We start from the raw sequence: 25,290 nt of genomic DNA on the forward strand, positions 1-25,290 counted from the left end.
TTGTTAAAATGTTGCCGAATATTAAATTGGAGCTTGTCATGCAGTTAATGCCTTTACCTCAGCAAATTCTACAATGTGGGCAGCTTCAGTTGGATTTATCACAGCCTCATGTTATGGGTATTTTAAATGTCACCCCAGATTCTTTTAGTGATGGCGGAAAACATAATCAAGTGGATCAAGCTATTGCACATGCGCTAGTCATGATAGAGCAGGGTGCTACCATTATTGATATTGGTGGGGAATCTACCCGTCCAGGGGCATCTGAGGTAAGTGTAGTAGAAGAAATTAGAAGAGTTGTGCCTGTAGTTGAAGCTTTAGCTAAACATGATGTGATTCTATCAATTGATACGAGTCAGCCAGATGTTATCCGTGCAGCAAAAGAAGCGGGTGCTCATATTTGGAATGATGTACGTGCGCTTACTCGACCAAATGCTTTAAAAACTGCAGTAGAGTTGGATATCCCTGTGGTGATCATGCATATGCGTGGTGAGCCAACCACAATGAATCAGCTAGATCAATATACGAATGTGACATTGGATGTGATGCAAGAGCTTCAGCAGCGTGTGGAAGAGGCTTTAACTGCGGGTGTAAAAAAACAGAATATTATTATTGATCCTGGGTTTGGTTTTGCAAAAAATGCGCAGCAAAATTTAAGACTGTTAAATGAATTTTGGAAGCTTAGTGAAATGGGTTATCCAATTTTATCTGGCCTTTCTCGTAAACGTTTTATTGGTGAAGCTTTACATGGCGTAGCTGCAGATCAGCGTGCGGTAGGAAGCGTTACGGGGCATTTGCTTAGTATTCAGCAAGGAGCATCAATTGTTCGTGCACATGATGTAAAAGCTATGCATGAGGCAATTCTTGTTTGGAAAGCGATGAAACAAGCTTAAAAAATAGGCTTTTATAATCAGGCTATGATTGATTAATTTCATGGGTTAGATGATTGAGTCATGGAAAATTGTCGTTATTGTTTTGAAAATATGTTATAAGCGGCAGGTTTCTGCTGCTGTGTAAACTTTTGTATGTTTGAAGACTTACTTCTCCCAATGTTTGATGATGAGTATTATCCAGATATTTTAGTCGCTGAACTCAAGCAGTTAATTGAACAATTTGCCAAAAAAGTTCAGAAGCCTGCTTTAGCTGATCAGGATATTTATCGATATGCTCATCAAACTGTAATTGAAATTAATGAAATGAAACCTCAGTTCGAAGATCTAGATTCTTCCTTAGATGATAGTGCTGCTGACTATATTGCTGAAGCAATGATGATGGTGGCACAGGATGCAGGATATTTAGACCTTGAAATGGAAGAGTTGGTGATGAATCGAGAGTGGTGATTACTCTCGATTCACAATACCTTCAAATGCATCTAATAAATGACAAGATGCTTTTAAATGAATTTCATCTAGTTCTTTAGTTTTTAAAACTAAAACACTATTCTTTTGAGAGTCGGCATCTGCTAATAAAGTGAGCCAATAAATTTCTTTTTTTGTTTTAATGCCTTGGATTTATTTATTGTCTGTTTAGGTGCGTTAATTAAATAGTCATGTTTAGTGATAGAGTAACCTGAAAAATACTAATGGTTATCTCTGAAATAAACAGTGCTAGAAAAAAGATCTGTAGCATGAACCTTTGTTAAGAGAAGGATGCTAAATAGGAAGTAATAATATTCTTATCATACAATTCATTTTAATTAGGCATAAAAAAACCAGCTTACGCTGGATTCTTTGTAGCACCAAATTCAATATTTGAAAATGGTGCCCGGGGCCGGACTCGAACCGGCACGCTTTGTGGGCGGGGGATTTTAAATCCCCTGTGTCTACCTATTTCACCACCCGGGCATGTGCGCAATAATAGAGGACAAGTGCGCGATTGGCAAGAGAAAATCAGATAGTTTGCTTTATTTTCAATCAGTTCTTGTTAGTATTTATATAAATTAACCAATTTATGTCATGATTTGTTCATTAAACTGAGATCAGTTGTTCATCTTATCTACTTAACTTTAAGACACTCATTGCTTAAAACTTAGGTAATTTTATGTCAGAGAAAATTTCACGCCGAGAATTAATTCAAAAAAGTCTGTTCGGTTTTGGGGCGCTATCTTTGCCGGTAGCTTTTTCGGGTTGTAATGATGGTTCCGATGAAGAAAGTTTGGAGGCACAAGCAGATTTTTTACATGGAGTTGCGAGCGGCGACCCTTTGCAGGATAAAGTAATTTTATGGACGCGTTTAACACCGGTAGATATTAGTGCGCGCCTTAAGGTCACTTGGGAAATTGCTACCGATGACCAGTTTAAGCTGAATTTAAAGACTGGTGTGGTTCAAACGACTAAAACGGATGATTTCACCGTGAAAGTAGATGCAACAGGTCTACAGGCGGATACCATTTATTATTACCGTTTCCATTTTGGTAATAAAACTTCACCTGTTGGTCAAACTAAAACTTTGCCTGTAAGTACTAATAAGGTCAGCTTTGCAGTATGTTCTTGTTCTAACTATCCTGCGGGTTACTTCTACGTTTATCGTGAAATAGCAAAACAGAATGTGGATGTAGTCATTCATTTGGGAGATTACATTTATGAATATGGCGCTGATGGATATGCGACAGAAGATGCCGAAAAATTAGGCCGTACTTTGCCATCTGATAATAATAAAGAAATTATTAAATTAGATGATTATCGCAAACGTTATGCGCTATATCGTCAGGATAAAGACTTGCAGGCAGCTCACCAGCGTCATTCTTTCATTGTAATTTGGGATGACCATGAGTTAGCAAATGATACTTGGCGTGATGGTGCGGAAAACCATCAAGATAATGAAGGATCTTTTTCTGATCGTAAGTTAGCTGCTCTACAGGCTTATTTTGAATGGATGCCAATTCGCCCTGTTTCTAACACAGATCATTTAAACATTTATCGTCAGTTTAATTTTGGCTCATTGGTTGAGCTGACGATGTTGGATACACGCATTATTGCGCGAGATAAACAGCTAGAATATAAGGACTATATGACAGCTTCTGGTTTAGACGCTCAAAAATTTCAGGCTGATTTAACAGATTCAAAGCGTACTTTAATGGGGTATATGCAAAGAGATTGGTTGGTTGATAAATTAAAGCAATCGACGGCAACATGGAATGTGATTGGTCAGCAAGTCTTAATGAGTAAAATGTGGATTCCTGCTGAATTATTGGTTTCTCTGGGACAAATTACTTCAGGTGGAACTTCGCCAGATCCGTTAGCTAAAATGAATGTGCAAATTACAGAATTAGTCACATTGAAATTACGATTAGAGCAGGGTGATCCAACTTTAACTATTCAAGAAAAAGCGCGAGTCACAACTTTAGTTCCATATAATCTCGATGCTTGGGATGGGTACTATGCTGAGCGAGAGTTTGTGTATGATAAATTGGCAGAGTTTAATAAGAAAATTATTGTTTTGGCTGGCGATACCCATAATGCATGGACATCTTACTTGTATAGCCAAAAAGGGAAGTATGTCGGTGTTGAACTGGCGACAAGTTCAGTTTCTTCACCGGGTCTTGAAAAATATTTAAGTATTCCTTTGGCTCAGTTGCAAAAGTTTGAATTTGCCTTTACTACACTTATCGATGAATTGACGTATTGCAATTTAAATCAGCGGGGTTATCTGGTGGTTACACTCGATGATACGCAAGTACAATCGGATTGGATTTTTGTAGATTCAATTAAAAATGCAGAATATAAAGTAGATTCAAGTCGACACTATCAATTAGTGTTAGATGCGAATTTAACGCCTGAACAAGATAAGCAAAAAACTGCTTAAATAGATCGAGTGGAAAGGGGTACTAATAAGTATCCTTTTTTTAGACATAAAAAAACCAGCTTACGCTGGATTTTTTATTGCACCAATTTCTATACTAGAAAGTGGTGCCCGGGGCCGGACTCGAACCGGCACGCTTTGTGGGCGGGGGATTTTAAATCCCCTGTGTCTACCTATTTCACCACCCGGGCTTTACCAAATTTGGAGGCGGAGGTCGGAATCGAACCGGCGTCCACGGAGTTGCAGTCCGCTGCATGACCACTCTGCCACCCCGCCTACATTTGGTGATGCACATATTAGCAACCTTTAGAAAAAAAACAATACTGTTTTGAGATAAGATGAACATAAAAGCAACATCTAGAATAAATTTGTCCAAATAATCATGTATTATTGGCACATTAAATTCATGTCTACCTTGGAGATGTGCTGTGGCATTGGTTTTAGACGGTCGTGCATTAGCAAAGCAAATTGAAGAAAATTTGTCAGTACGTGTTGAAGCTTTAAAAGCTAAAACAGGTCGTACCCCAATTTTAGCGACTATTTTGGTTGGGGATGATGGCGCATCTGCAACTTATGTACGCATGAAAGGAAATGCTTGCCGTCGAGTAGGCATGGATTCTTTAAAAATTGAGTTATCACAAGAAACTACAACAGAACAATTATTAGCTGAAATCGAAAAGCTAAATGCTAATCCAGATGTTCACGGTATTCTTCTACAACATCCAGTTCCCGCACAAATTGATGAGCGCGCATGTTTCGATGCAATCTCTTTAGCTAAAGATGTTGATGGTGTAACTTGTCTTGGTTTTGGTCGTATGGCAATGGGTGAAGCTGCATATGGTTCAGCAACTCCTGCCGGCATTATGACCATTTTAAAAGAAAACAACATTGAAATTGCTGGCAAGCATGCTGTTGTGGTTGGTCGTTCAGCAATTTTAGGTAAACCAATGGCAATGATGCTATTGCAAGCAAATGCAACAGTAACGATTTGTCATTCACGTACTCAAAACTTAGCTGAACTCGTGAAACAAGCCGATATTATTGTTGGTGCTGTAGGTAAAGCTGAACTCATCCAAAAAGACTGGATTAAACAAGGTGCAGTGGTTGTTGATGCTGGTTTCCATCCACGTGATGGCGGTGGTGTAGGCGACATTCAGCTACAAGGTATTGAAGAAATTGCTTCTGCTTACACGCCTGTACCAGGTGGTGTTGGTCCAATGACAATCACAACTTTGATTCGTCAAACTGTAGAAGCTGCTGAAAAAGCTTTAGGTTAATTTAATTTATTCACGACGGTCCTACCGTTTAACGCAAATGTTAGGAGCTCGTATGTTACTTTTCTTTCGGGATGAGTAGCGAATGCTACGCAAGACCAAAACGGTTGCACTAATTAAAGCAGTGGAATTGAACTAACGTATTTTTAGTAACTAGCCACTATCATGCTTTAAGCTACTGTTTTAGTCTTGCTCGCGATGTAGATGATCAAATAGTAATTATAAATTTATGAGCTGCACCTTTCAATTTGCCAAAGCCCCTGAACATTTACTTCAAGCCTTGCATGAAGTGATTCCTCATTGTGAGTTGATGGTACAACAGTTACCAGAAACACCTATTTCCTTGTGGTTGATTCCACCCGTTTTCCCAACTGATCGCTTAGATGATGAAGTCATTCGCCGTATTTGGAATGACACGCCGTATTGGATTTTTTGCTGGGCATCTGGTTTAGCAATGGCGCAGTGGTTACTTGCAGAGCCACATCATGTTAAAGATAAAGTTGTTCTCGATTTTGGTGCAGGTTCGGGCGTAGTCGCAATTGCAGCTAAAATGGCTGGTGCTAAAAGAGTAATTTGTTGTGATATTGATCAAGTTGGTCTTGCTGCCTGCCGTGAAAATGCTTTGTTGAATGATGTTGAGCTGGAATATCTGGACGATTTGTATAAAGCAGAGCAAGTTGATGTTTTATTGGCTGCTGATGTGTTGTATGACCAGTGCAACCGTTTCTTTTTAGATGAATTCTTGAAATTTGCGCCAGAGGTTTGGGTCGCAGATAGCCGTGTTAAAAACTTTAGTCATCCAAAATATCAAAAAATTGATGAAAGAAGTGCATCGACATGGCCAGATCTTGATGAAGCTAAAGAATTTAGAAATGTAAGTTTTTATAAGACGCTGTAAAAGAACAGCGTCTTATTTATATTATGAGCAAGTATAACGAACTACTTTTAATGTACTTGGACGTGCTTCAAGTGCTTGGCGAGTCGCATAATCTTCACCATTGTTTAAGCTTGGCGTATTCGATAAACCAAATGAGGCACGAGTTTCACCCAATTGAACACCATAATGTTCTTGTTGAGCTGGGTTTGAAATCTCATTAATGCTTAGAACTGATAATTTATAAACTTTTTGAGCGCCTAATACATTTTGACAAGCACGTTGCAATTTACGTTCATCTAACTGCTGATTAGTGCGGCTAGCCAATGTGTAAGCTAAAGTTGCCGAATTTTTTGTTTGGTTTTCAATCTGATAGCCAGTTGAACCATTGTATTGTCGAGGGGTGGTCTGACAAGCGGTTAAAACAAACATACTGCTTAATGCCAAACATAAAATACTTCTATTCATCAGTATCATCCTTATATTCTTATCTCTAGTATCTCATAAAACACAGCGATTGTTGGGGCTTAATCGCACGATTTAAGCTAACATCGGCTGGCGATATTAGCTCTTTTGTTAAAATATTAATGTTCTTTAATTTTTGAATGATGCTTAGTATCTTTCATAAAAATATAAATAATAAGTGAAATGAAGATCATAATACTCACATAAATAAAGTACCAAGATTCATGTCCAGCTTCTTTAAAACTTAAAGCAAAGAACTCTGCTGTACCGCCAAATAATGTATTGGCAATCGCGTAGGGTAAAGCTACTCCTAAAGCGCGAATATGCGCAGGAAAGAGCTCTGCTTTAACCACAGCATTAATTGAAGTATAACCCGTTACCATCACTAGACCTCCAAAACATAACCAGAAAGCTGTCCAGTAGTTATGCGTGTTTGCGAGTGCATCAAATAAAATATATGTGAATAATACACCCGTTATTCCGAAGAAAATCATAAGAGGTTTTCGACCGATTCGGTCTGACAAAGCACCCGCTACAGGTTGTAAGCACATGAAAATAAATAGCGCTAACGTGGTAATTTGAGTGGCTTCGGGTTTTGTAAATCCGGACGTATTTACTAAATATTTTTGTAGGTAAGTGGTATAGGTATAAAAAGCTAAAGTTCCGCCAGCTGTTAAAAATAATACTGTAAAAGCTTCTTTAGGGTAGTGTTTGAATAAAGCAAACATGCCCGATTGTGGTTGGTCTTTTTCAGCTTGGGCATTTTTAAAAGATTGTGTTTCTAATAAGCCACGACGAATACGGAACACAACAATGGCAAGTAAAGCACCAATAAAGAATGGAATACGCCATCCCCAATCATGTAACTGTTGTTCGGTTAATACCATTTGTAATATTAAAAGAACACATAGAGCTGTCAGTTGTCCTGCAATTAAGGTGACATATTGAAAGCTCGAGAAAAAACCACGTCGATTTTTTTCGGCCATTTCACTTAAGTAAGTGGCACTAGCACCATATTCACCGCCTACGCTTAAGCCTTGAATTAAACGAGCGACAACTAATAAAAGAGGTGCAAATACACCAATACTTTCGTAACTTGGCGTCACAGCAATAAGAAGTGAGCCTACGCACATCAAAGTAACGGAAAGTGTGAGACCTGCTTTACGTCCTTTGCGGTCTGAATAGATTCCCATAATCCATGCACCGATTGGTCGCATTAAAAAACCTACAGCAAAAATTGCAGCCGCTTGAAGAAGTTGAGCTGTTTGACTTCCTTTTGGGAAAAATGCATGAGCAAAATAGAGCGTAAATGCGGCATATACGTACCAGTCGTACCATTCGACAAGGTTACCCGCGGAACCGCCCAAAATTGATTTTAGCCGGGTTTTTGTATCTAAATTAGAATGCGGAGTTGTTGCGGTAGAAGGTTGATCAACCATGAGTCGCTCCATGTTTCGCTTGGGTTGAATGCTAAAAAAGAGAAGTTTTATTCCGTTTTTACATATTATCCAGAGGAGTATTTCACTTTATTTTTTTTATGTCTGTAAAACAATGTTTATTATTTAAGCAAGGGGATAAGTTGAATATTCATGTGATTTTAAATTAGCCGATCAGGTCATTTTTATAGCCTTACTCCAATCTTTGACATACTGTTTTTTTTCTAAGTAGTAAAAATTGATAAAGAATGCGTAATGTTTAAGCCAAGAAAACCTATATCTCTTAAAAATAATGATATATTCCAAAGAAAATTTTAAATAAATACTGTTAGGCATGATGTCTTGGCATTGTGGACTAGATGTGTGTGGATAATGAAAGGGACATTCAGATGTCAAATTGCCCGAAAAAATATATTGTTGCTTTTGATCAGGGAACAACAAGCTCAAGAGCAATTGTTTTAGATCATGATGCTAACGTTGTAAGTATTGCTCAAAAAGAATTTACTCAGATTTATCCGCAGCCAGGTTGGGTTGAGCATGATCCTATGGAAATTTGGGCCACACAAAGTGCTGTTTGGGTAGAAGCTCTAGCTCAAGCTGGCATCAAGAGTGAACAAGTTGCGGCAATTGGGATTACAAACCAACGGGAAACCACAATTGTATGGGATAAGAAAACAGGCAAGCCGATTTACAACGCGATTGTTTGGCAAAGCCGACAGACAACTGAAATATGTAATCAATTGCATAAAGCGGGTTGGCAAGAATATATTCGTAAAACAACTGGCTTAGTTATTGATCCTTATTTTTCTGCTACAAAAATTAAATGGATTTTGGACCATGTAAAAGGAAGTCGTGAGCGCGCTGAGCGAGGAGAGTTATTGTTTGGTACGGTGGACACATGGTTAATCTGGAAATTAACCAATGGCGCAGCCCATGTCACTGATTTTACCAATGCTTCGCGAACCATGCTTTTTGATATTGAAAAGCTCGAATGGGATGAAAAACTTTTACAAGCTTTAGATATTCCTAGAGCAATGCTACCAGAGGTGCGTAGTTCATCTGAGGTTTATGGATACACACATACCATTAGCGGGCAAGAAGTGGGGATTCCGATTGCCGGTATAGCAGGGGATCAACAAGCTGCACTTTTCGGACAAATGTGTGTAGAACCCGGACAAGCAAAAAATACCTATGGCACAGGCTGCTTTCTACTCATGAACACTGGTAAAAAGATTGTCCGTTCAGAGCATGGTTTACTGACGACGATTGCATGTGGTGCAAATGGTGAAGTGAACTATGCCTTAGAGGGCGCCGTATTTAATGGTGGCTCTTGTGTACAGTGGCTTCGTGATGAGTTAAAGGTAATTAAGAATGCTAAAGACTCTGAGCTTTATGCAACACGTGTAAAAGACAGCAATGGTGTATATGTTGTACCTGCTTTTACAGGTTTAGGTGCTCCCTATTGGGATCCGGCAGCGCGTGGGGCGATTTTTGGACTTACTCGTGGAGCGAGTATAGAACATATTATTCGTGCAACTTTAGAGTCAATTGCTTACCAGACAAGAGACGTGCTTGATGCAATGCAGCAAGACGCAGAGGAAAAGCTTCGCACCCTTCGAGTTGATGGTGGAGTAACAGAAAATAATTTCTTGATGCAATTTCAGGCTGATATTTTAGCCACTCCAGTTGAAAGACCAACTATGAAAGAAACAACAGCTCTAGGTGCTGCTTTTCTTGCTGGATTGGCAACAGGTTTCTGGCAAGATTTGAATGAATTACGGAATAAATCTGCTATAGAGAAAGTTTTTGAACCACGTACCAGCCTTGAAGAAACTGAAGTTATGTATAAAGGCTGGTTGAAGGCAGTTCAGCGTAGTCAAAATTGGGCAGAGGATTGATTTTTTCTTAAATTAATTAAATTGTAGAGTAATCAATGATGAGCTTACCTAGTAGGTATTTAAAATTGATTATTCTACTTTTTTGATTGTTGTTTCATCAATTTGATGTTTTAATTTTTATAAGATCAACAATAAAAAGAAAATGAGAAATGACAGTACAAACTAATGATTATTCAAAAATATATGACATTGCTGTGATTGGTGGCGGTATTAATGGCGTTGGTATTGCTAACGACGCAACAGGCCGCGGATTATCGGTGTTTTTATGTGAAAAAGACGATTTGGCTAGTCATACCTCATCTGCAAGCAGTAAATTAATTCATGGCGGTTTACGCTATTTAGAACATAAAGAATTTCGGTTGGTTAGAGAAGCTTTAGCAGAGCGTGAAGTCTTGTTGGCTAAAGCCCCCCATATTATTAAACCAATGCGTTTTATCATGCCTCATCGACCACATTTGCGTCCTGCGTGGTTAATTCGTGCTGGTTTGTTTTTTTATGATCATTTAGGAAAACGAGAAAAATTATTAGGATCAAATCTTATTTATTTCAAAGAAGATAGTCCCCTAAAACCAGCTATAACGCGTGGCTTTGAATATTCGGACTGTACTGTAGATGATGCACGTCTTGTTCTGTTGAATGCACTACAAGCTAAAGAGAAGGGTGCTAAAGTTGTAACACGGACAAGATGTGTTAAGGCTTATAGACAACAAGAACTGTGGCATTTGGAGCTACAAAGCGGGGCTGAGTCTTATCAAATACGAGCAAAAGCCTTAGTGAATGCAGCAGGTCCTTGGGTCGAAGAAATTATTAGTGAAAACCTACAATTAAAATCGCCATATCAAATTCGGCTTATACAAGGAAGTCATATTGTTGTGCCTAAACTCTATGATTGTCATAAAGCTTTTATCATGCAAAATGAAGACAGACGCATCGTGTTTGCCATTCCTTATTTAGAAAAATACACATTAATAGGTACGACCGATCAGGAATATTTGGATGATCCACAAAAGGTAGAGATTACCGATGTAGAAATTGATTACCTTTTGACAGTCACAAATTCACATTTTAAAAAGCAGCTCACCCGTACAGATATCGTCAGTCAGTTTTCTGGAGTTCGAGCTTTATGTGATGATGAGTCGGATAATCCATCTGCAGTTACACGTGACTATACTGTGGCACTGCAAGTTGAAGATAAAACAACTCCCTTACTTTCCGTATTTGGTGGAAAGATTACAACTTATCGGAAATTAGCTGAATCGGCTCTGGAGCAACTTGGCCCATTTTTTACAGATATGGGAGAGGAGTGGACTGCAAATGAAGTATTACCTGGAGCGGAGAATTGGACCACACTTGAAGATTTAGTTATAAAGATTCAAAACCAAGTTGAAGGGGTAACAGAGCAGCTTGCTACTCGTTGGGCAAATGCCTATGGCTCTAGGGTTTTGGGTATTTTGCATGAGCGAAAAGCTCTTGAGCAATTAGGGCAAGATTTTGGTCACGGTTTATTTGAATCTGAAGTTCAGTATTTATGTGAAAATGAATGGGCAAATACGGCAGAAGATATATTGTGGCGTAGAACTAAGCTAGGTTTGGTATTTGATGAAAAACAAGTAAAAAATTTGGAAAGTTATTTGGCTGGACGTCGACAAAAAGATGATGCCGCATAATAAAAAAGGTCGCACAAGGCGACCTTTTTTATATTTAGCAATTAGAAGCCAGTTTTTACAGCTTCAAGTAAAGCTGCTTGACGTTCTTTTAATGCTTTTGGTAAGCGCTCACCAAGTTTATTGAATAACTCAGTGTGGCTTTCAATTTCAGTAACCCACTGATCTTTATCTTGAGCTGTGATAAGGTCAAATTCTTCTTTAGAGAATTCAGTACCTTCCCAGTTCAAGTCATCGTAAGTTGGAACAAGGCCAATTGGTGTTTCAACAGCGTTTGCACGACCTTCACAACGGTCAATGATCCACTCAAGAACACGCATGTTTTGACCGAAACCAGGCCATACGAAGTTGCCTTCAGCATCACGACGGAACCAGTTTACATTGAAGATTTTTGGTAATTTATTACCAGCAGCTTCAGCTTTTGTACTTACTTCTTGACCAAGGCTTAACCAGTGATCGAAGTAGTCAGCCATGTTGTAGCCAGCAAATGGAAGCATCGCGAATGGGTCACGACGAACGATACCTTGTTGACCAACAGCAGCAGCAGTAGTTTCAGAACCCATAGTTGCAGCTTTATAAACGCCATCAACCCAATCAAAAGCTTCAGAAACTAAAGGAACCGTATCTGCACGGCGACCACCGAAGATAAATGCAGAAATCGGAACACCTGCTGGATTTTCCCAGTCAGCATCGATAGAAGGGCATTGACCAGCAGCAACAGTGAAGCGCGCATTTGGATGAGCAGCTTTTTCACCATTTACGTGAGGTTGACCTTTCCAGTTAGTTAAGTTAGTTGGAATTTCTTTAGAAAGACCTTCCCACCATACTTGACCGTCGTTAGTTACCGCAACGTTTGTATAGATAACATCTTTATGAAGAGTTGCCATACAGTTAGGGTTAGTCTTGGTATTTGTACCAGGAGCAACACCAAAGAAACCAGCTTCTGGATTGATTGCGTATAGACGACCGTCTTCACCTGGTTTGATCCAAGCAATATCGTCACCTACAGTCTCAATTTTCCAGCCTTCATAGCCTGCTGGTGGAATTAACATTGCGAAGTTTGTTTTACCACATGCAGATGGGAATGCTGCAGCGATATAGTGCTTTTCACCTTGTGGGTTAGTCACACCAAGAATAAGCATATGTTCAGCTAACCAACCTTGTTCGCGACCCATAACAGAAGCGATACGAAGTGCTAAACATTTTTTACCAAGTAATGCGTTACCGCCATAACCAGAACCGTAAGACCAGATTTCACGAGTTTCTGGGTAGTGAACGATGTATTTTTCAGGGTTACAAGGCCATGCAACGTCTTTTTGCCCTTCAGCAAGTGGAGCACCTACGGTATGAATACAAGGAATAAATTCGCCGTCTGTACCTAGTACGTCATAAACTGCTTTACCCATACGTGCCATTTTGCGCATGCTAACAGCAACGTAAGGAGAGTCGGTTAACTCGATACCGATATGAGCAATATGGCTTCCAAGTGGACCCATAGAGAAAGGTACAACATACATTGTACGACCTTCCATTGATCCTTCGAACAAACCATTTAACTTTTCACGCATAACAGCTGGTTCTTCCCAGTTGTTTGTCGCACCAGCATCTTCTTTCTTTTGAGAGCAAATGTAAGTACGATCTTCAACACGCGCAACATCAGATGGGTCAGAATTTGCAAGATAAGAACCAGGATGTTTTTCTTGGTTTAATTTCTGCATGGTGCCGTTAGCGATCATCAAGTCGATTAGACGTTGATACTCTTCTTCGCTTCCGTCACACCATTCGATTTTTGCTGGTTTGGTTAAGTTTGCAATTTCTTCAACCCATGCGATAAGCTTAGGATGACGAACGAATTCTGGTGCGTTCACTGTGGTCATGGTGAGGCCTATTCAAAATATGTACAACGTACAAGTCATTCATTGAGGTACAATGAAAGATCAAATAAAAAAGTGGCTGTATTAAAGCACAAAATCATAAAAAAAATAAGACTAAAGAATAAGAAATAGATATTTTGATTTTTTGTTTTTTTTAATTTAAATCATATATTTATTGTTTTTTGGTGTATTTTATTCTTTACATTTTTATGTTGTATGTGTGTTATTTATATTATTTATTTTTTTTAAAATCAATAACTTGGTGTTTAAATTTTTCTTGAGAATTATTATTGATTAAACAAATGATCATCATTCGAAATTTACATAAAGAGACTTTTATTAGGTGATTTTATATACAAAATACAAGGTAAATCCTCTTTAAGATAATAAAAATGCGGACTTTAAAACCTCTCTCTATCATCTATAACCAGAAGTCGGGTTTTCATGCTTCAAAACATGAAGATATGTATGAACAATTAATGACTGTACTCACCGAATTTGGTTTTGAAATACAAGTTTTTGAATTATCGGAAGATGTTTTATTTGATGATTTAATGAATCAAGTAATTCATCGGCATAGTCAAAACGCAAATTTAGGCGTTGTTGTGGCAGCGGGTGGAGACGGGACGTTAAATGCAGTAGCATCAAAACTTCGTCATACCAATATTCCTATGGGAATTTTACCTTTGGGGACTTTTAACTACGTCGCTAAAGTTTTAGATATTCCTTTAGATTTGTTAGAGGCGGCTGAAGTCATTGCTACAGGAACACCCCGTTCTGTACATATTGCGACTATTAATGACCACGTTTATTTGAATAATGCGAGCCTAGGTCTTTATCCATTGTTTATAAAAAAACGTGAGCTCTACAATAAATACTTAGGACGTTTACCTTTACATGCGTATACCTCAGCTTTGGATGTTTTATTAAGAGAAAATAAATCTATGAAGCTCTCCGTCACGGTTGATGGAAAAAAGTATCCAGTCAAAACCCCTCTAATTTTCTTTGGTAATAATCAACTTCAACTATGTGATATGAAATTAAGAATTGCTGATTGTGCTGCACAGGGGAGAGTCGCTGGAGTAGTCATTACAAAAAGTGATAGGCTTAGTTTATTACATATGCTTTGGCAATGGATTCAGGGAAAGGTTGAAGAGACAAAAGATGTTTATAGTTTTTGTGCTGATCATGTCATTGTTGAATGTGCAAAAAAATCAAAACTTACTGTAGCTTTAGATGGTGAAATTTTAGAGATGAAAACACCATTAAATTTCACTGTAGAAAAGAATGCTTTAAATATTATGGTGCCCAATGTTATTACATCTGTCTGATTTGCATTTTGGAACAGAAATTGAGGCCTGTTTAGATGCAATTCGGCTTTTTTGTACCGAACATAGACCTGAAGTTATTGTTGTGAGTGGAGATATTACTCAGCGAGCCAGATATGAACAGTTTTATAATTGTCGTCAGTTTTTAGATAGTCTTAATATTCCTTATCTTGTTGTGCCTGGTAATCATGATATTCCGTTGTACCATGTCTGGAACCGTTTTTTCTCACCATTTACTCGCTATCAATATTTTTTTGGCCAGCTTGAACCAACTTTAGAAACTGAACATTTCTATATTGTTGGCGTAAACAGTATACGTCGCCGTTATCATACGCGTGGACATATTTCGATTGAGCAAATTCAAACTACATATGAGCGATTACAGCAAGGACCAGAGAATAAAATCAAATTAGTTGTTTTTCATCAGCCTTTTTATACCCCGCCTGATGATGAGCATGGTATTAAAGATTGTCCCGTATTAGGAAAAATGGCTCTCGAAAAATGGAGTAAGACAGGACTGTTTGGTATGTTACATGGGCATCTGCATAAAACAGCTGTATATGATTTAACGCAAATTTATCAATTAGAAATAGATCATCCTATTTATGATATTCATGCAGGAACAGCGACATCTAGCCGTTTGCATTATCATGTTCCAAATAGTTTTAATGTCATTTCAAATGAAGGAAGAATTAATCATTATTGGTTTAATGCACAGCTGGCTGAATTCACTTCTGATTGATTTGGTTTAGATGAGTTTAATTATTTGATTGTTTAAAAAATATTCGAAAAAGATAAGTTTTTTTTCATTTTCCCCTTGAAGCCTTTTTTTTCATCCCCACAAAAGTGACATCTAAATATTTTGTTATTGCTCTGGATTAAAGCAATAACGATTAATCAAAAAGACTTAGTCTGATGGAGTTAATTATGAGCAACATTCGTCCATTACATGATCGCGTTGTAATTCGTCGCGTAGAAGAAGAAACCAAAACTGCTGGTGGTATTTTACTTCCAGGTTCTGCTGCTGAAAAACCATCTCAAGGTGAAGTAATTGCAGTAGGTAATGGTCAAATCACTGAGAATGGCGTACGTGCTTTGGATGTTAAAGTTGGTGACAAAGTATTGTTTGGTACTTATGCAGGTACAACAGTGAAAGTAAGTGGTGAAGAACTCTTAATCATGAAAGAGTCAGACATTTTAGCTGTGTTGGAAGGCTAATCAATCCATAACTCAATTCATTATCAGATTCAGTATTTAAAAAGATTTGGAGTTTAATATGTCAGCTAAAGACGTAAAATTTGGTGATTCAGCTCGCTCAAAAATGATTGCAGGCGTAAACGTACTTGCAGATGCTGTTAAAGTGACTTTAGGCCCTAAAGGTCGTAACGTAGTGATTGACCGTTCTTTCGGTGCTCCACACATCACTAAAGACGGCGTAACTGTTGCTAAAGAAATTTCATTAAAAGACAAGTTTGAAAACATGGGTGCTCAACTTGTTCGTGAAGTTTCTAGCAAAACTAACGACATCGCTGGTGACGGTACTACAACTGCAACTGTACTTGCTCAAGCAATTTTAAATGAAGGGATCAAATCTGTAACTGCAGGTATGAACCCAATGGATTTAAAACGTGGTATCGATATCGCAGTAAAAACTGTAGTTGAAAATATCCGTTCAAATGCAAAACCTGCTGATGATTTTAAAGCGATCGAACAAGTTGGTTCTATCTCTGCTAACTCTGATACTACTGTTGGTAAACTTATCGCTCAAGCGATGGAAAAAGTAGGTAAAGAAGGCGTAATCACTGTAGAAGAAGGTTCTGGCTTCGAAGACGCTTTAGACGTTGTAGAAGGTATGCAGTTTGACCGTGGTTATATCTCTCCGTACTTTGCAAACAAGCAAGATACTTTAACAGCAGAGCTTGAAAACCCATTCATTCTTCTTGTTGACAAAAAAATCGGTAATATTCGTGAATTGATTTCTGTTTTAGAAGCAGTTGCGAAAACTGGTAAACCACTTCTTATCATCGCTGAAGATGTTGAAGGCGAAGCGCTTGCTACACTTGTTGTAAACAACATGCGCGGTATTATCAAAGTATGTGCTGTTAAAGCTCCTGGTTTCGGTGACCGCCGTAAAGCAATGCTTCAAGACATCGCAATCTTGACTGGCGCAACTGTTATTTCTGAAGAAGTTGGTATGTCTTTAGAACAAGCAACTCTTCAAGATTTAGGTACTGCACACAAGATCACTGTTTCTAAAGAAAACACTGTAATTGTTGATGGTGCTGGTGATGCAGCTGCTATTGCTGAGCGTGTTCAGCAAATCCGTGCTCAAATTGAAGAATCTTCTTCAGAATACGACCGTGAAAAATTACAAGAACGTGTTGCTAAATTAGCAGGCGGTGTTGCTGTAATTAAAATCGGTGCGGCAACTGAAGTTGAAATGAAAGAGAAGAAAGACCGCGTAGACGACGCACTTCATGCAACTCGTGCAGCAGTTGAAGAAGGTGTAGTTGCTGGTGGTGGTGTTGCGCTAGTACGTGCTGTAAATGTATTAGACAACCTAAAAGGTGCTAACGAAGATCAAACAGCGGGTATCAATATTTTACGCCGTGCGATCGAAGCTCCACTTCGTCAAATCGTTGCGAACGCTGGTGATGAGCCATCTGTAGTTATCAATGCAGTTAAAGGCGGTGAAGGTAACTTTGGTTATAACGCTGCAACTGGCGAATATGGCGATATGTTAGAAATGGGTATTCTTGACCCTGCTAAAGTAACTCGTTCTGCACTTGAACACGCTGCTTCTGTAGCTGGTTTAATGTTAACTACAGAATGTATGATTACTGACATTCCAGAAGATAAACCAGCTGTTCCAGATATGGGCGGTATGGGTGGTATGGGCGGTATGATGTAATAACGCATCAACGCTTGAACTAAAAAAATCCCTGTTTATACAGGGATTTTTTATTTTACGTGATTTTAAGAAATAGTTAAGTTCAATAACTTATATTAAAAAACAGGAACAGCAGCTAGAAGTTCCTCTTTGTTACAGCCATGCTTATTTACTTATAAGCATGGTTTTTTTTATCCTAATAAAATGAACAACCATGTAATAGCAATAATAGAAAGCGCAACAAATTGAGCCGCACTTCCCATATCTTTTGCATTTTTAGAAAGCTGATGTTTTTCAAGAGAAACTCGGTCAACGACTGCTTCAATAGCCGAATTGAACAATTCAACGATCATTGCAAATAGACATACAATAATGAGTAAGACGTGTTCACTGCGGGTTACGTCAAGAAAAAAACTGACTGGAATTAAAATAAGATTAATCAAAACGATTTGACGGAAAGCTGCTTCATTTTTATATGCTGCTTTAAATCCGGAAATCGAGTAGCCGGTTGCATTTAATATACGCTTAAGGCCTGTTTTACCTTTATAAGGAGAATAGCTATTCATTTACTTATATTTCTGACACATTTCATGCATTATATAATTTGGGTCTTAAAAAATTATTAAATCTTTTTTAAAGATTTTGACTTTATAACTGAATAGAGAAGAAGAGATGAAAAAATTATGTGTAGCTTTGGGTCTTGCATTTTGTAGCATGCATGCTGCGTATGCCGAACAAACTCCTACTCAACAAGTACCTGGATATTATAAGCATCAATTCGGAAAATACCGTGTAACGTCTTTACTTGATGGCACGATTTATCTAAATCCTAACTTGTTTAAAAATTTAAATCAGACTCAGAAAACTAAAATATTAACGAAATATGCTGCTGTGAATGAGAAGGGTATTCAAACTTCGGTCAATGCATTTTTAGTAGATGATGGTAAGAGTTTAACGCTTGTTGATAGTGGTGCAGCAAGTTGTTTTGGCCCACAACTTGGTTCAATTGCAAAAAATATTGAATTGGCAGGTTATCAACTTGCTGATGTAAAAACTGTTTTACTTACTCATCTACACCCTGACCATGTGTGTGGTATTGCTCAAAATGGGAAAGCTGTATTTCCAAATGCAACCGTATATGCACATGAACGCGAGGCTGATTATTGGTTAAATCCAGCTTCTGAAAAAACAGTACCAGCAGATAAAAAGCAAAACTATTTAGGTACTGTGAAAAACATAAAAACTGCTCTTGCTCCATATCAAGCAAAAAAAGCATTTAAGACATTTAAAGATGGTGATGTTATTCAAGGTTTTGAAGTGATCGATACGCGCGGTCATACACCTGGGCATCATAGCTTTCGCTTAAAGAGTAATGATCAGCAAATAATTTTTGTTGGAGACATTGTTCATTCGCATTCTTTGCAGTTTGATGCTCCAAAAACTGGTGTGGATTTTGATGTGAATTCTGAGCAGGCGATTAATACCCGTTTAAAAATGTTCGCTGAAATTTCAAATAAACAGCAATGGGTCGCAGCACCACATTTACCATTCCCAGGCATTGGACATGTTTATAAAGTAAATGCTGAGCAATATCAGTGGATCCCACTTTATTTTGATAATGTTGTAGAGAAATAAAAAACAGGGCATTTATTGCCCTGTTTTTTATTAAAAACTTTAATTATTTTGCGGCTTTTTCATAATTAATAACAGCTTCACGGCCAAGGGCTGGGTCATCTGTAAAGATTCCATCAACACCCGCTTTGAAATAGGCTTCAAATTCTTTTAAAGCACCAGTTGGGCAGCGCTCAGCTGGTTTATCTTGACTGCATTTTAAAGGCTTTGGTAAGAAATTATTTTCTGGACGGAAAGTATAAGGATGTACTTTTAAGCCAGCTTTATGCGCATCAGAAATAAACGAAGTCGTTTGAACTGAGCCATTGTCATTAAAGTTTAGAATATAACCTTTACTTGGTCCTACACCATTTGCATATTTAGCTACGTCTTTTAAGCTTTGTGCTGTGGCTAAATCTGCATAAGTTTTAGTTTCACCAGATTCAACGAAGTCGGCTGGTTGAGAGGTTTTAGCATCATATAATTGAATGATTTGTGCGTGTTTAATACTTTTATGAAGGTCCAGCTGATCTTTTAAATATTTTAAATTACTCACTTCAAAAGACTGTAAATACACAGGTGCAATATCACGTGTATATTCATATTTGGCTAATGTTTTAAGAAGAGTATCTTCCATTGCCAGATTATGATTTTTAAAGTAAGTCGGATGTTTGGTTTCAATATATAAACCAATAATTTTTCCTGTTTTTTTATAATTTGCTTCTGCCAGCTCAATCACTTGTTCTAGAGTCGGGACAGGGTAGAGATCATTATAAGCTGTGTTTGCAGGTCGGAACTCTGGAATACGTTCACGAGCTTTAAGCTGCTGTAATTCATTTAAAGTGAAGTCTTCTGTAAACCAACCTGTTAAGTCTTTACCATCAATATTTTTTGTTGTTTTACGGTCTGCAAACTGAGTTAAAGTGCTTACATTGGTTGTTCCACCAATCTCATTTTCATGGCGAGTAACTAACACGCCGTCTTTTGTAGATACTAAATCTGGTTCAATAAAATCTGCACCATCATCAATGGCTTTTTGATATGAAGCTAGAGTGTGTTCAGGGCGTAAAGCGCTAGCGCCACGGTGCCCAATCACTAAAATCTTAGGAAGTTGGTATTCTGGTGTAGTAGGCGTGTTTTCGGTTTTATCATCGTCATTACAACCAACCAAGCTAATTAAACTTAAGCATAAAATTGCTCTTTTAAACATAATTCTACTCATATTGTTTTAGTTGAAACGGCTCTAGTCTGCTTATTGAGTTTGACGTGATCATGAAGAATTCATGAACTTTCAGTGACACTTGTTAAAACCTTCTTTATGGGTTTGTAGGAAATAGCCATTCCTGCTTTGTTTTTGTCCTAATTGCATTTATTGTGTTAATTCTACTTGTCTTTTATATATCGCTCGTTGATGATCAAGATGCCGAATTCGGTATTGCCACCCGTTAATTGACGACTTAATTCTGAGCAGCCATGCTATCTAAATTTTTTATTCAGCGCCCTATTTTTGCCAGTGTACTTGCAATTATTGTTATGGCATTTGGTATTTTCTCGGTTCTGAATTTGCCAGTAGAACGCTACCCCGATATTGCACCTCCAAAAATTACAGTATCGGCAAGTTATAGTGGGGCAGATGCACAAACGGTTGAGCAAAGTGTTACTCAGATTTTAGAACAGCAAATACAAGGTATTGATCACTTACTTTATTTCAGTTCTACCAGTGACTCGTCGGGGCGTAGCCGAATTACCATTAGTTTTGATAATGGAACAAATCCAGATACGGCACAGGTACAAGTACAAAATAGTATTAGTGGCGTAATAAGACGTTTACCAGATGAAGTACAACGCCAAGGGGTGACGGTAAGTAAGTCTCTGGGTGATACTTTTATGGTGGTAGGTTTATATGACTCGACTGGTAAAGCGGGGAATATTGAGCTATCAGACTATTTAACGACGCATGTGGTCGATAACCTGAACCGTATTGAAGGGGTGGGTGAGTCTGATGTTTTCGGTTCGCAATATGCAATGCGAATCTGGTTAAACCCTGATAAATTAAAACAATATAATTTAATGCCAAGTGATGTTGCCAGTGCAATTACCGCTCAAAATACCCAAGTGGCTGCGGGTGCAATTGGTGATTTACCTGTTATTGATGGACAATATTTAAATACTAAAGTTACAGCTGGTTCTCGACTAAAAACAGTCGAAGATTTTAAAAATATTGTAGTCAAATCAAATCAAACAGCGAGCTATGTCTATTTAAAAGATATTGCTAGAGTTGAGTTGGGTGCAGAAAACTATCAGTCTTTTAACACCATTAATGGTTATCCTGCCGCAGGTTTAGGTATTTCATTGTCTTCGGGGGCAAATGCCATTCAGACCTCTAAACTCATCCATCAAACTCTAGATCAACTTACAACTAAATTACCTGCGGGTTATAAAATTGTTTATCCACGTGATAACACGCCGTTTGTTCAAGAGTCGATTAAGGAAGTTGTAAAGACCCTTATTGAAGCGATTATTTTAGTTATTTTGGTAATGTTCCTATTTTTGCAAAGCTGGCGTGCGACACTCATTCCGAGTATTACCGTTCCAGTTGTTATTTTAGGAACTTTTGCTGTTTTATATGTGCTCGGTTTTAGCATTAACACCTTAACCTTATTTGCACTGGTACTCGCTATTGGCTTGTTAGTGGATGATGCAATTGTAGTCGTAGAAAACGTTGAACGGCTCATGCACGAACAGCACTTAACACCCAAAGAAGCAGCTATTGAGTCAATGGGCGAAATTAGTGGTGCTTTAATTGGGATTACATTGGTATTAACTGCTGTTTTTATTCCAATGTCTTTTTTAGGTGGCTCAATTGGGGTGATTTACCGCCAGTTTTCAATTACCTTAGTTGCCGCTATGGCGTTATCGCTTGTTGTTGCATTAGTCCTAACACCAGCATTGTGTGCCTTAATTTTAAAGCCTAATCCTCAGCCTATGCGCTGGGCAGTTTGGTTTAACCAAAAGATTGATCAACTTAAAAATCAATATATCAAGATCGTTCAAACAAGCATTCATTACAGTAAGTCGGTTGTTGTGATTTTTGTGGCTTTGATTGCTGTCTTTATGCTGTTCTATAGCGGTTTAAAAAGTGGATTTATTCCTAAAGAAGATCAAGGGATTTTAAGTGTTCAAATTAAACTTGTTGATAGCGCCCCGATTTCTCAAAGTCAGAAAATTGGTGAACAAGTTCGTCAATATTTCTTAACTCAAGAAGATAAAAATGTCGATTTAGTCTTAATCCGCTATGGTCGAAACAATTCGGGTACAGGGCAAAATTTAGCACAAGGATTTATTGCTTTAAAACCGTGGGATGTGCGTACCGGAAAAGAAAACTCAGCGGATGCTATACAAAAGCGGGCAATGAAATATTTTAGCCAATTAAATAATGCTCAAATTAATGTGACTTTGCCACCTTCGGTAAATGGTTTAGGTCAAACAGATGGTATGGATTTATGGATTCAAGATTTAAATGGACAGGGACAAGATTTTCTAGATAGCACCTTCCGTCAATTGCAAACTCAAAGTAAAAACTACTCAAGTTTTGAAAACTTTGATAAGCAATCAACCAATAGTAAAGCAAATCTCAATATCAAAATTGATCAGAAACAAGCCTTAGCAAATGGTTTAGAACTACCCGCGATTAACAACACTTTGTCGAGTGCGTGGGGCGGAACATATGTAAATGACTTTATTGACCGTGGTCGTATTAAGCGTGTCATGATTCAAGGTGATGCCGAGTTCAGATCGAAACCTGAAGATTTATATAACTGGTCTGTGCGTAACAACCAAAATGAAATGGTGCCTTTTAGTTCATTTGCTAACTTTAGCTGGGGCGGTGCTCCTGAAATCGTAAAACGCTATATGGGTTATAGTGCCTTGCAGTTACAGGCAGATGTTGCGAGTGGTAGCAGTTCAGGTCAGGCAATGAAAGATGTTGAACAACTTGTAAATCAGCAAAAAGATGTCGGTTTAGCTTGGACAGGTTTATCTTTTGAAGAACAGAAGTCGACAAATCAGGCTGTCTGGTTATATTTAATTTCAGCAGGCTTTATTTTCTTATGTTTAGCCGCTTTATATGAAAGCTTAAGTATTCCAGCCGCTGTGATGACCTCTATTCCGCTAGGTGTCGGAGGAAGTGTCATTTTCTCTTATATTTTCGGACTACCCAATGATGTGTATTTCCAGATTGCACTGTTAACCACAATTGGCCTGTCATGTAAAAACGCAATTTTAATTGTTGAGTTTGCAGCCTTGGCTCAAGAAAAGGGTAAGAATGCCATTCAGGCGGCTTTAGAGGGCGCTAGCTTGCGTCTAAGACCGATTTTAATGACATCTTTAGCTTTTGGTGCAGGTGTGATTCCTCTCGTGTTTGCTCAAGGTGCTGGGGCTGTGAGCCGTCAAGAAATCGGTATTAGTATTTTAGGTGGTGTGATGTTTGGTACGGTGCTGGTTTTATTCTTTATTCCAGTTATGTATGTGTTATTGCGTTCACTATTTAGATCGAAAGCATCTAGTTAAAAGTAAACAATTTAAAAAGAGGCATTAAATCAAGTATATTAAGTTTAACTTCTCTTCATATATTTGATTTAGATGCCTCAAGAAAAAAAATTAACAGAGCAACAGGTCATCGCATTAGAACGAGACCTTGCCAAGTTTGCCACCATGATGGACAGCGCGGTGCGTATTCCTTTTACAAAGCAGGGCATTGGTGCCGATGCTGCACTGAGCACGATTCCGATTGCTGGCGATGTCGCAGGTTTTGTGCTGACGTGTTATGCGATTTATAAAGCTAAACAGATTGGTGTACCACAACACAAGTTAACCCCAGTTATCAAACTCGCTGTTGTAGATGCTGTAGTAGGTTTTGTTCCAGTTGCTGGAACTATTTTTGATATTTTTATACGCCCTAGTAGAAAAGCCTTAGATGTGGTTCATACGCACATACGCGAAGAATATGCGATTCAAAGTGATATTCATGTTGTTCATCCATATTTGCATGAAAAACTCGAAAAGAAGCAGCAGCATTCAGCTTTTTGGCGTAATCCTGTGGTGAGTTGGTTATGGTTGCATATACCTGATTTATTAGGCGCGTTTGTACTGCTTTTAATTGGTTTCGCTGTGTGGTGGGGTGCAAGTTATCTTTGGGGTCTCTATCAAACCATGTAATAAAAATAAAGCCTCCAGTTGGAGGCTTTATTTCTTCACGTTAAACGTTTTATGGGCAATCTAATTGATGTAAAGCTGCCACACGTTGTTCAATTGTTGGGTGGGTTTGGAACAAAGCAGCTAAGCTAAAGCCTTGTTCTTTACCTTCCGCAATCGCGAAAGCTTTCATTTCTTTTGGCATTTGATCTGGCAATTCTGTCTCAGCTTGTAGACGTAATAATGCAGAAATCATTGCTTGTTTACCTGCTAAACGTGCACCTGCTTCATCAGCACGGTATTCACGATAACGAGAGAACCACATCACAATCGCAGAAGCGAGAATACCAAAGACGATATCTAATACCATGGTAATAAGGAAATAACCCATACCTGGGGCTTGATCATCTTGACGACCAAAAACATTACGGTCGATAAAATCACCGACTACGCGAGCAAAGAACATAACAAAGGCGTTCACGACACCTTGGATGAGTGCTAGGGTAACCATGTCACCATTCGCAACGTGACCAATCTCGTGCGCAAGCACAGCACGTAGCTCATCTTTGTTCATACGTTCAAGTAGACCAGATGAAACGGCAACTAAGGCATCATTCTTATTCCAGCCTGTTGCAAAGGCATTGGATTGATATGATGGAAAAATACCAACCTCTGGCATATTAATACCAGCACGTTGAGAAAGTTCAGCGACTGTTTGCAATAACCAGCTTTCAGCTTGGTTACGAGGAGCATTCGGGTCGATCAGTTCTGTACCGGTCGTTTTCTTAGCCATCCATTTTGACATGAATAACGAGATTAAAGATCCCACCATACCAAACACAAAACAGATCACTAAAAGGTTGCCTAGATTCAAGCCACCCGCGCCATGGTAACTACCGACACCGAAGAGTGACAAAATAATGCCAGCTACAACCAGTACCGCGAGGTTGGTAAGCAAAAACAAACCAATCCGCATCATTGAGAA

20 protein-coding genes and 3 tRNA genes are annotated in these 25,290 nt (G+C 38.4%); 14 read left to right on the forward strand and 9 right to left on the reverse strand.

Features of this window, described 5'->3' with window-relative positions:
• The first annotated feature begins 38 nt into the window (after positions 1 to 38).
• Both folP and MJX77_RS09715 read left to right on the forward strand, forming a co-directional pair.
• A complete protein-coding gene (gene folP / locus MJX77_RS09710) occupies positions 39 to 890 on the forward strand; it encodes a dihydropteroate synthase (protein WP_252058873.1) in 852 nt (283 codons plus the stop codon).
• A gap of 132 nt (positions 891 to 1,022) precedes the next feature.
• Positions 1,023 to 1,337 (forward strand): DUF5713 family protein, encoded by a 315-nt coding sequence (locus tag MJX77_RS09715; protein ID WP_005307931.1) that lies wholly within the window; start codon positions 1,023 to 1,025, stop codon positions 1,335 to 1,337.
• 418 nt (positions 1,338 to 1,755) lie between these two features.
• On the opposite strand, the gene MJX77_RS09720 is transcribed toward MJX77_RS09715, so the two are convergent.
• Positions 1,756 to 1,841, reverse strand: a tRNA-Leu gene (locus tag MJX77_RS09720).
• A 196-nt stretch (positions 1,842 to 2,037) separates the two neighbouring features.
• Here MJX77_RS09720 and MJX77_RS09725 point away from each other — a divergent pair.
• Positions 2,038 to 3,801 carry an alkaline phosphatase D family protein gene (locus tag MJX77_RS09725; protein ID WP_252058874.1) on the forward strand — a complete coding sequence of 588 codons (1,764 nt, stop codon included), beginning with the start codon at positions 2,038 to 2,040 and terminating at the stop codon, positions 3,799 to 3,801.
• A 102-nt stretch (positions 3,802 to 3,903) separates the two neighbouring features.
• Here the strand turns inward: MJX77_RS09725 and MJX77_RS09730 are convergent.
• Both MJX77_RS09730 and MJX77_RS09735 read right to left on the reverse strand, forming a co-directional pair.
• Positions 3,904 to 3,989: transfer RNA gene (locus MJX77_RS09730), tRNA-Leu, on the reverse strand.
• Positions 3,990 to 4,000: 11 nt separating this feature from the next.
• A tRNA-Cys gene (locus MJX77_RS09735) sits at positions 4,001 to 4,074 on the reverse strand.
• A gap of 152 nt (positions 4,075 to 4,226) precedes the next feature.
• Between MJX77_RS09735 and folD the strand changes: the two genes are divergently transcribed.
• Both folD and MJX77_RS09745 read left to right on the forward strand, forming a co-directional pair.
• Complete coding sequence (gene folD, locus MJX77_RS09740) at positions 4,227 to 5,075, forward strand: bifunctional methylenetetrahydrofolate dehydrogenase/methenyltetrahydrofolate cyclohydrolase FolD (RefSeq protein WP_005307926.1); 849 nt, start codon at positions 4,227 to 4,229, stop codon at positions 5,073 to 5,075.
• Positions 5,076 to 5,301: 226 nt separating this feature from the next.
• Complete coding sequence (locus tag MJX77_RS09745) at positions 5,302 to 5,970, forward strand: class I SAM-dependent methyltransferase (RefSeq protein WP_252058875.1); 669 nt, start codon at positions 5,302 to 5,304, stop codon at positions 5,968 to 5,970.
• Between the two features lie 21 nt (positions 5,971 to 5,991).
• On the opposite strand, the gene MJX77_RS09750 is transcribed toward MJX77_RS09745, so the two are convergent.
• Entirely contained in the window at positions 5,992 to 6,414 is a 423-nt protein-coding gene (locus tag MJX77_RS09750; protein WP_252058877.1) for a hypothetical protein, read from the reverse strand.
• A 116-nt stretch (positions 6,415 to 6,530) separates the two neighbouring features.
• Complete coding sequence (locus MJX77_RS09755) at positions 6,531 to 7,862, reverse strand: MFS transporter (RefSeq protein WP_081399115.1); 1,332 nt, start codon at positions 7,860 to 7,862, stop codon at positions 6,531 to 6,533.
• A gap of 374 nt (positions 7,863 to 8,236) precedes the next feature.
• On the opposite strand from MJX77_RS09755, the gene glpK reads away from it, so the two are divergent.
• Entirely contained in the window at positions 8,237 to 9,745 is a 1,509-nt protein-coding gene (glpK, locus tag MJX77_RS09760) for a glycerol kinase GlpK (protein WP_252058879.1), read from the forward strand.
• Positions 9,746 to 9,894: 149 nt separating this feature from the next.
• Entirely contained in the window at positions 9,895 to 11,412 is a 1,518-nt protein-coding gene (glpD, locus tag MJX77_RS09765) for a glycerol-3-phosphate dehydrogenase (protein WP_252058881.1), read from the forward strand.
• A gap of 41 nt (positions 11,413 to 11,453) precedes the next feature.
• Here glpD and MJX77_RS09770 read toward each other — a convergent pair whose 3' ends face one another.
• Positions 11,454 to 13,286 (reverse strand): phosphoenolpyruvate carboxykinase (GTP), encoded by a 1,833-nt coding sequence (locus MJX77_RS09770; RefSeq protein WP_005307903.1) that lies wholly within the window; start codon positions 13,284 to 13,286, stop codon positions 11,454 to 11,456.
• 389 nt (positions 13,287 to 13,675) lie between these two features.
• On the opposite strand from MJX77_RS09770, the gene MJX77_RS09775 reads away from it, so the two are divergent.
• From MJX77_RS09775 to groL, 4 genes are all read left to right on the forward strand, one after another.
• The gene (locus tag MJX77_RS09775; protein WP_252058883.1) at positions 13,676 to 14,614 is read left to right on the forward strand and encodes a diacylglycerol/lipid kinase family protein; all 939 of its coding nucleotides are present in this window, start codon (positions 13,676 to 13,678) and stop codon (positions 14,612 to 14,614) included.
• Positions 14,595 to 15,353 (forward strand): metallophosphoesterase family protein, encoded by a 759-nt coding sequence (locus MJX77_RS09780; RefSeq protein ID WP_252058884.1) that lies wholly within the window; start codon positions 14,595 to 14,597, stop codon positions 15,351 to 15,353. The genes MJX77_RS09775 and MJX77_RS09780 overlap by 20 nt, the downstream gene beginning before the upstream one ends.
• Positions 15,354 to 15,538: 185 nt before the next feature.
• Entirely contained in the window at positions 15,539 to 15,829 is a 291-nt protein-coding gene (locus MJX77_RS09785) for a co-chaperone GroES (RefSeq protein ID WP_002120604.1), read from the forward strand.
• 58 nt (positions 15,830 to 15,887) lie between these two features.
• Complete coding sequence (gene groL, locus MJX77_RS09790) at positions 15,888 to 17,522, forward strand: chaperonin GroEL (protein ID WP_049837303.1); 1,635 nt, start codon at positions 15,888 to 15,890, stop codon at positions 17,520 to 17,522.
• A gap of 170 nt (positions 17,523 to 17,692) precedes the next feature.
• Here groL and MJX77_RS09795 read toward each other — a convergent pair whose 3' ends face one another.
• Positions 17,693 to 18,067 (reverse strand): diacylglycerol kinase, encoded by a 375-nt coding sequence (locus MJX77_RS09795; RefSeq protein ID WP_016137277.1) that lies wholly within the window; start codon positions 18,065 to 18,067, stop codon positions 17,693 to 17,695.
• Positions 18,068 to 18,173: 106 nt separating this feature from the next.
• Here MJX77_RS09795 and MJX77_RS09800 point away from each other — a divergent pair, with 106 nt between their 5' ends.
• Positions 18,174 to 19,136, forward strand: coding sequence for an MBL fold metallo-hydrolase (locus MJX77_RS09800; protein WP_192455076.1), 963 nt, complete (start codon positions 18,174 to 18,176; stop codon positions 19,134 to 19,136).
• 43 nt (positions 19,137 to 19,179) lie between these two features.
• Here the strand turns inward: MJX77_RS09800 and MJX77_RS09805 are convergent, their stop codons facing one another.
• Positions 19,180 to 20,322, reverse strand: coding sequence for a glycerophosphodiester phosphodiesterase (locus MJX77_RS09805; protein ID WP_252058886.1), 1,143 nt, complete (start codon positions 20,320 to 20,322; stop codon positions 19,180 to 19,182).
• 263 nt (positions 20,323 to 20,585) lie between these two features.
• Between MJX77_RS09805 and MJX77_RS09810 the strand changes: the two genes are divergently transcribed.
• Positions 20,586 to 23,681, forward strand: a complete 3,096-nt coding sequence (locus tag MJX77_RS09810) for a multidrug efflux RND transporter permease subunit (RefSeq protein ID WP_252058888.1) — start codon at positions 20,586 to 20,588, stop codon at positions 23,679 to 23,681.
• 72 nt (positions 23,682 to 23,753) lie between these two features.
• The gene (locus tag MJX77_RS09815) at positions 23,754 to 24,329 is read left to right on the forward strand and encodes a DUF4112 domain-containing protein (protein ID WP_013197011.1); all 576 of its coding nucleotides are present in this window, start codon (positions 23,754 to 23,756) and stop codon (positions 24,327 to 24,329) included.
• Positions 24,330 to 24,378: 49 nt separating this feature from the next.
• Here the strand turns inward: MJX77_RS09815 and htpX are convergent, their stop codons facing one another.
• Positions 24,379 to 25,284, reverse strand: a complete 906-nt coding sequence (htpX, locus tag MJX77_RS09820) for a protease HtpX (RefSeq protein WP_144732251.1) — start codon at positions 25,282 to 25,284, stop codon at positions 24,379 to 24,381.
• Positions 25,285 to 25,290: the final 6 nt, after the last annotated feature.

The sequence above is a fragment of the Acinetobacter sp. AHP123 genome, assembly GCF_023757925.1.
Lineage (GTDB): Bacteria > Pseudomonadota > Gammaproteobacteria > Pseudomonadales > Moraxellaceae > Acinetobacter > Acinetobacter oleivorans.